Raw genomic sequence first — 7,995 nt, 5'->3', positions numbered from 1 at the left:
GCTGGCCCGCGCGGCGCGGATCGCCCGCCGCGACCGCGTCTGCGATGGTCCGATGGTGGGAGAGGTAGCGTTCGCCGGCCTCCGCGCCGGCGCGTGCGTTGCCCTTGAGCTCGGTCCACAGCGAACCGTGCATCATCTGCGCAAGCTGGTTCTGCAGCACTGCGAGTGCAGGGTTGTGCGTTGCCGCGGCGACGGCGCTGTGGAAGAGGAGATCCGGCGCCGACGGGTCATCTCCGCTGTGCACGGCTGCCTCTTGCTGTGCGAGCGCATCAGACATCCTGCGCAGGTCTTCCTCCGTGTGATGGATCGCGGCGTGCTCGGCGCACGCGGGTTCGACGGAGAGACGCGCCACCACGAGGTCCAGTGGGCTGTGGTCGCCGGCGGCTTCGGCGCGGGCGCGGAGAGCGACGCTGTATGACGCCGCGGCGGGCAGGACGACGGTCCCCGATCGCCCGCGGATCTCGACCACGCCCGCATTGGCGAGGGCGCGGATCGCCTCACGAAGCGTATTGCGACTGACCCCGAAGTCCGTGGCGAGGACGCGTTCCGGCGGGAGCACGGAGCCGATCGCGAAGTCTCCGTCCTGAATGGCGGACAGGAGACGATCGACGGTCTCCGTGTGACGGGTCGGCGGTGGCGTCATGCGATCGATGCAGCTCCCCTGATGCGCAGAACTTCGAAGTCATGAAGCGTCCCGAGCTCGAGCACGCCGTCCACGCCGGCATCCAACGGCACACCTGCGACCAGGGCATCCGCTCGCGGGTCGCGCGCTGTCTGGGGAAGCATAACGCGCACGCCGGTGACGGCGACGGGAGGGCGGAACCCGCGTCGGCTCGCTCCCGTGAGGTTCACCAGGTGGATGACGAGATGGTCGCCTGCCGTGCCGACGATCACCTCCACGTTCTCCGGCGCGTCGAAGCGTAGCCGCGGCGGAGCGGTGGCGTCGACGATGCGGAGGAACATCTCCTGAGGCGGTGTGGTCTCGATCTCGCGGTACGACTGCCCGATCGTCCACGGTAGAACCGTGACGCTGCCGCCGCTGGGATCCGGAAGGCTGCCGTATGCGGGCTCCTTGGACGGGATGTGACCGTACGCCTTCTCCGGCGGGCCGAAGGGGGCGGGGGGAAGCATGACTCCGTGGCGCAGGGCGCCGACGGCCCACGCGCAGTCGTGCAGCTTCCCGAGCACGGGGACGATCGGCGCGTCGAAGTGGTGCGATGCGGCATGATCCTGGGGTGCCAGCGTCGCGTACGTCGACCAGAGATCCTGCCCGCACCGGACGTCGCCGACGCGAGCGTGTGCGGGCGAGGTGCGCAGTTCGGCGGTTCCGTCCTCGGTGAAGCCGGATGCTCCGGTGGTCAGGACGTTCCCGCCGTCACGCACGTACGCGTCGAGGGCGGCCGCCTGGGATCCGAGGGCGCCGACGTCGGGAATGACCAGGAGGTCGAATCGAGCCAGCCGGCCCGCGGCCTGAAGCTGTGCGATCTGATCGAGTGGTACTACGTCGAAGGGGCGTTGCGCTCGCTGCAGCATCGAGTACGTCCCGTGGTACTCCTCGGATGCCGCTGAGCCGAGCTGTGCGGGTGGTGCCTTCACGAGGGCGATGCGCGACGCGGGTGCGAGTCGTCCGTAGACGTCCTCCTCGTGGCGCCGGAAGAATCTCGTGATCTCGCCTGCGGCTTCCAGAGACGGGTAGGGGATGCGCCCGGGTGCTCCCATGATGTAGGTGGAGGGCATGCCCCCGCGGGCGATCCCCTGGATGAGGTACTGGGCGAAGTGCGACGGTTCCTCGCCCGCCATGCGGTACGGCATGTCGACGAAGCTGACGCTGTTCACGAGCGCCGGGACGGGCGGCTCGTGATGGTGAAGCTCGCTGACGTCCTCGCCCGTCGTGTGCGGCCAGAGGTCGCGGCCGAACATTTTGTTCGACTCTGCATACCGCATGTCCGCCTGCTTTCCGAGGACCACGAGCACATCCTCGGCCCGTGTGTGGATGTGCGCCGTGATTCGTGTGTTGAGGTCGGCGAGCACCTCTGCTGTGAACCGGCTCCATGTGCGGATCTCGGGGCTTCGGGTGTCGACGGGCAACGACTTGCCGTGGCTCCATTGCCGGTACCGCCGCACGCACGCGGTACAGTGGCACACGCCGTACAGCTTGCGGCTGTAGTCGATGATGTTGAAGTTGAACCAGTTGAAGAACACGCCGTCGATCGGGTAGCGGTCGAGCACTTCGTCGATGATGTCGAAGGAGCGCTCCTGGTAGTAACCCGCGGACGGGCACATGCTCCACAGATCGTTGTAGACCTGCGGCTCGCCGTCGTGGGTGCGGAAGCACCACTCCGGATGGGCCGCGGCGATCGGAGCGGAAACCTTTGAAAGGTCGAATCGGGCGAGGACACGTATGCCGCGTTGGTGTGCGGCCTCGACTGCGTCGCCGACGAGGTCGCCCGACGGCCTCTCCGCGAGGTGAGGATTACGTGTCTGGAACGGGAGCTCGGTCGGAAAGTTCGAAATGATGCCGCCGGTGTTCAGCAACCAGGCGTTCGCGCCGTGCGCCTCGATCGCGTCGAGAGCAGCCTCGACATCGAGACTCGCGTCTATCTCCTGGAGGTTGGTCTGGAAGACGGCGAACGGGTAGTTCCACCACTTCGCCGTTGATGGGGTCTCGTCGGGCGTCGTGCTCACGTGCATGCCTCCTCGCATCGCGGCCAGTCTGGTCGGACCAATGTGGCCATCACAAACCCTAGCGGGTTCTCTGAATGGCCGCCATCACCGGTGACCATTGACATTGCTCATGGCGCATGATTCTCTTGCCGTGCAATTGGTCCAACCAGAGGGGAAAGTTACGTGATGCTTAGCAACGGGCAGGGGCGTGAGATCGTGCGCGTGGTGGTGTCGCTCCTCTGGGAGCCGGACGAGATCGAGCAGCTGCGACGTGCGTTCGCTCCTGCGGATGTCGTCGCTCTGCACCCGAGGGAGCAGGATCAGTTCGAACGAGAGCTCGAGCGCGCCGATGTCGCCGTCATGTGGGGCGATATCGACGACCGGTTCCTTACGGCGCCGAACCTCCGGTGGGTGCACTGCGACCATGCGGGGCTCACCCGTTCCGCGCGCCCCGAGGTGTTCGAGCGCGGCCTCATCGTGACGGGATCAGCCGGGCGATCCGCTCCCGCGCTCGCGCAGCATGCGTTCTACTTCGCGCTCGCGTTGACGTTCGATGCGCGTCGGCTCCTCGAGAAGCAGGATGCGCACGAATGGGGTGGGATCCCGGGCTATGCCGACCGCATGGCGCTGTGGGGGAAGACGCTCGGCATCGTCGGCTACGGACATACGGGCCGAGAGATGGCCAAGCTCGGCAAGGCGTTCGGGATGCGTGTGCTCGCGTATCGCCGTCGGGCTGGGGAAACGGGCGACGAGGCCGACCGGCTCTATGCCGCGGACGCGGGTGACTCGGTCGACACCATGCTCGAGCAGACCGATGTCGTGATGCTCGCCGCCCACCTGAGCGACGAGACGTATCACATCCTGTCGCGAGAACGCCTCGCTCGGCTGCGGCCGGGAGCCTACGTCATCAACCTCGGACGCGGAGGGCTGATCGACCAGGACGCGCTGGTAGATGCGCTGCACTCCGGGGTGGTAGCTGGTGCGGGACTCGATGTCACCGACCCCGAGCCGCTGCCTGCCGACGCGCCCCTGTGGGACGCGCCCAACGTGCTGATCACCCCTCATCAAACACCGAGGCTCCCCGATCGCACGCAGCGGTCCATCGACACGATCGTGGAGAACATCCGCCGCTACCGAGCGGGGGAGCAGCTTCTCAATCAGCTGAGCCCACGAGACATCTTCAGTGGCAGCATCCCGCACCCGCGGGAGAGGTGAGCACGATACGCATCCGCGCTAGTGCAGATCGGCGCGACGGGGAACCGGACCATCACCGACGACCGAGTCAAAGGAGACTACATGCCGAAACGATTCCTTGGCCGCACCACCGGCAGCGCCCTGCTGGTCGGAGCGCTCCTCGTAGCGAGCGCCTGCAGCTCTGAGGGAGGCGGGTCCACGAGCCCACAGGGGGACGCCACACTCGTGTTCGGGGTGCCGCAGCCGCCGAACTCTCTCGATCCCGCCGAACTTCACGACGGCGTCCAACGCTACGTCTGGGGTGCGCTGTTCGACACCTTGCTGTACCTCGATCATGAAGGGGAGCTCCAGCCAGCGGCTGCCGAGAGCTGGGAGTACTCCGACGACGCGCTCACCCTGACGCTGCACCTCCGTGACGACATGTCGTTCTCAGATGGAGAGCCTGTCGCCGCCGAGGACGTGCGGGGGACGCTCGAACGGACGAGAACCACGGCTGGTGCCCAGCAGGGGAATCTTTCGGCGATCGAATCGATCGAGGTGCCCGACGACCATACGGTCGTGCTGAACCTGAGCGAGCCCGACGACAACCTCCTCAACTCGCTCGCACAGGCCGCGGGTGTCGTCGGCGATCCCGAGACGCTCGACAATCCGCGGACCCAGCTCGACCCTGTGGGATCCGGGCCCTACACGCTCGACGCCGACCAGACCGAGGACGGCGTGGTCTACGTGCTCGATCGCCGCGACGACCACTGGAACACCGGCGCGTATCCGTTCGACACGGTGACGATCCGGCCCATCGCGGATCGGACCGCGCAGTTCAACGCGATGATCGCGGGCGAGCTCGACGCGGCGACCGTCGACGGCGAAATGGCCGAGCACGCGGTGGACGCCGGCCTGTCGCTGACCGAGGTCGAGGGTGTCGGCCTGGCGCAGATCGTGCTGGCGGACAGGGACGGCGAGGTCGTCCCCGCGCTCGCAGACCTGCGCGTGCGTCAGGCGATCAACATGGCGATCGACCGGGCGGGAATGGTCGAGTCGTTGAATTACGGTTTCGGCGTGCCGACCGCACAGATCTTCAACCCCCTGAGCTCCGCCTACCTGCCAGAGAGGGAGCAGACGTACCCGTACGACGTCGAGGCGGCGCGCGAGCTGATGGCGGAGGCCGGCTACGGCGACGGGTTCACCCTCGCGATGCCCGGGAACTTGATGTCGATGCAGTTCCAGGCGACGCTCTCGCAGGCCTTCGCCGACATCGGGATCACGCTCCAGTGGGATCCGGTTCCGGCACAGACCTCCGGGCAGTCGACCGACTGGGCGGCCTACTGGAACATCGGGGGCGCGGCGCCCCCGTCTCGCGCGGTGGCCCAGTACTTCGCCCCGGATGGATCGAACAACCCGTTCGGTTCGATCGATCCCGAGCTTAACGGGCTCATCGAGGAGGTTGCGGCTGAGATCGACCCGGACGAGGCCGACGAGCTGTACCGCCGGATCAACCAGTTCGGAATCGACAACGCGTGGTTCTCACCCGCTCTGTGGATCGACACGATCTGGGCGACGGTCGAGGGCGTCGAGTATGTCGGGAGTGCCCTGTCCATGCCGGACCTGCAGGTGTTCGACGTTGCTGAGTGAGCTGTCTTACCCAATGGGTGGCGAAGCGAAGCGCTGCTGCGCGGGCAGGCTGCGGAATGGTGACTGTGGCAATCGATTGACAGACATACGGGCTCGTGCGCAGCCGTCGCATGCCAGATCCACGATGACCGCCTCTTCACAGATCCGACACCCTCCTCATCAGCTACGACGGTGCCGAGCGGGCATCGCTCATTCGTAACGAATTTGGCAATCGGTTGTCACGGCCGCTCGACACTGCTTAACTACTCGCAGGGCGACGGCGACCGGTGACAGGCGGCGACTGACCGAAGCCACCCATTCGAAGGAGAATGACATGTACTCGACTCGTCGGACCAAGCGCCGCGGAGCATCTGCACTCGCGGCCACAGCCACCGCTCTGGCGCTGGCACTCGCGGGTTGCGGAGCCGATTCCGGCGCCGATTCCGGCGCCGCTCCAGCGGACGGCGACGACCCATCCGCTGACCGGAGCTTCACGATCGCGGTCCAGTCCGGCCCGAACTCCCTCGATCCTGCTCAGCTCATCGACGGGCAGCAGACGTTCGTGTGGTCGGGAGTGCTGGACACGCTGCTGGCGCGCGACCGGGAAACGGGCGAGCTGATCCCGAACGCGGCCGAAAGCTGGGAATACAACGAGGACGGCACACTGCTGACGCTCGCCCTTCGGGACGGTATGACCTTCAGCGATGACACGCCGGTTGACGCCGACGCGGTCGTCGCGTCGATGGAGCGCACGCGTGAGACGCCGGGCCCCGTCCAGACGAAGTACTCCCAGGTCACGGAAGTCACCGCCGTAGACCCGAGCACCGTCGAGGTGCACTTCGACAGTTTCGACCCGACGTTCCTCTCCAACATCGCCCACGGGGCGGGAGCGATCGGGCACCCCGACACGCTGGACGACGAGCGCACCGCAACCGACCCGATCGGGTCAGGGCCGTTCGTGCTCGATGTCGCGAACAGCGTGCCGGACAACACCTACGTGCTGAACAAGCGCGAGGACTATTGGAACGCCGATGCGATACCGGTCTCGACGTTCACGGTGCGCGTGATGCCCGATCCGACCGCCGCGTTCAACGCACTTCAGGCAGGTGAGATCGACGCCGCGAGCGTGCAGCAGCAGATGGTCGGCCAGCTCGACGAGAGCGTCTACACTCTCAGCCAGATCGAGGCGAATGTGGTGTTCGTGCTGGAGATCCTCGATCGAGCGGGCGAGACCTGGCCCGCGCTCGGTGATGTGCGCGTTCGTCAGGCCCTGAACCACGCGATCGACCGTGAGACGTTCGTTGAGGGGTTGCTGGGCGGTCTCGGCGCCCCGACGGTGCAGATCTTCAATCCGCAAGGCGAGGTCTACGACCCGGCCCTGGAGGGGCTCTACGAGTATGACCCCGAGCGAGGGCGTGAGCTCGTCGAAGAGGCCGGGTACGCGGGGGAGAACCTCGAGATCCCGAGCACATTCCTGTCGACCTCGTTCGAACCGACGATCTCGCAGGCCTTCTCCGATGTCGGCCTGAACCTCGAGTGGGTGTCCGTTCCGCCGCAGCAGGTGCAATCCGCCCACATGTCGGGCGACTATGGCCTGTCCTTCCAGGTCGCCGGGTTCAACTCCGACCCGTCGGACGCATTCTCTCATTTCGCCGCCGGGGGCTTCTCGAACCCGCAGGACCACTCCGATCCGACCCTCGACGAATTGTTCAGCGTGATCAACACGACCGTCGACTACGAGGACGCGATACCGGCGTACCGCGACGTCAATGCACACGCGGTCGAGCAGGCGTTCGAGGTGCCGATCGCCTTCGGCGGCACGACGTGGGCAGCGCGCGACGGGGTCACCTACTCGAATGTGGGTGGACTGCCGACGACCATCCGCGCGTTCGACTTCGAGTAATGACCGACGGCATGGCCTGCCGGTCCACTGGGACTCCCCGCCTCACGAGAGCTTTGAGATGACCCTCTACATCGTCAGACGACTGGCAGCCGGCTTGGTGCTCGCGCTCGTCATCCTCTTGATCGTCTTCCTTCTCATCAGCAGTTCATTCGAAGACACCGCCCGCACGATGCTCGGCCAGGGGGCGACACCCGAGTCCACCGCGGCTCTGGTGGAGGCACGCGGATGGGACCGGCCGATCATGGTGCAGTATGTCGAGTGGATCGGGCACGCGGTCCAGGGCGATCTCGGCCAGTCCGCGTTCACGTCGCTTCCCGTGCGCTCGGCCGTGGTTGAGCGGCTCGCCGTCACGTTGTCACTGATTGTTCCCGCGCTGCTGATCACGGCGATCCTGTCGGTGCTGCTCGGCGTGTGGGCGGCTTCGCACGGCGGTGTCATCGACCGCATCGCCCAGGGGATCTCCCTGGTTGGACACATCCTCCCGGGGCTGCTGCTCGCGATCGGACTCGTCGTCCTCTTCGGCGTCCAGCTCGGCTGGCTTCCTGCGACGGGATACGTGCGGTTCGGCGACGACGCCCTCGGGTGGTTGCGCAGCATCACGATCCCCGTGATCGTGCTGGTGATTC

The 7,995-nt window shown here is 66.4% G+C and carries 6 protein-coding genes; 4 read left to right on the top strand and 2 right to left on the bottom strand.

The window, feature by feature from the left end; genetic code table 11:
• Together ELR45_RS28165 and ELR45_RS28160 are read right to left on the bottom strand one after the other, a co-directional pair.
• Positions 1 to 643: FadR/GntR family transcriptional regulator (locus tag ELR45_RS28165; protein WP_165368175.1), on the bottom strand; the 643-nt coding region annotated here is incomplete at its 3' end.
• Complete coding sequence (locus tag ELR45_RS28160; protein WP_165368174.1) at positions 640 to 2,685, bottom strand: alpha-amylase family protein; 2,046 nt, start codon at positions 2,683 to 2,685, stop codon at positions 640 to 642. The genes ELR45_RS28165 and ELR45_RS28160, both read right to left, overlap by 4 nt.
• Before the next feature lie 165 nt (positions 2,686 to 2,850).
• On the opposite strand from ELR45_RS28160, the gene ELR45_RS28155 reads away from it, so the two are divergent.
• The 4 genes from ELR45_RS28155 to ELR45_RS39380 form a co-directional block, all read left to right on the top strand.
• Entirely contained in the window at positions 2,851 to 3,879 is a 1,029-nt protein-coding gene (locus ELR45_RS28155) for a D-2-hydroxyacid dehydrogenase (RefSeq protein WP_129669280.1), read from the top strand.
• An 81-nt stretch (positions 3,880 to 3,960) separates the two neighbouring features.
• Positions 3,961 to 5,487, top strand: a complete 1,527-nt coding sequence (locus ELR45_RS28150) for an ABC transporter substrate-binding protein (RefSeq protein ID WP_129669279.1) — start codon at positions 3,961 to 3,963, stop codon at positions 5,485 to 5,487.
• 313 nt (positions 5,488 to 5,800) lie between these two features.
• Positions 5,801 to 7,369 carry an ABC transporter substrate-binding protein gene (locus tag ELR45_RS28145; RefSeq protein ID WP_129669278.1) on the top strand — a complete coding sequence of 523 codons (1,569 nt, stop codon included), beginning with the start codon at positions 5,801 to 5,803 and terminating at the stop codon, positions 7,367 to 7,369.
• Between the two features lie 58 nt (positions 7,370 to 7,427).
• The coding region (locus ELR45_RS39380) for an ABC transporter permease (RefSeq protein ID WP_205857415.1) at positions 7,428 to 7,995 on the top strand (568 nt) is incomplete at its 3' end.

It is taken from the genome of Phytoactinopolyspora endophytica, assembly GCF_004138495.1.
In the GTDB taxonomy this organism is placed as follows: domain Bacteria; phylum Actinomycetota; class Actinomycetes; order Jiangellales; family Jiangellaceae; genus Phytoactinopolyspora; species Phytoactinopolyspora endophytica.
The sequence above is the reverse complement of the archived record's forward strand: the minus strand, read 5'-3'. Positions and strand labels throughout refer to the sequence as shown.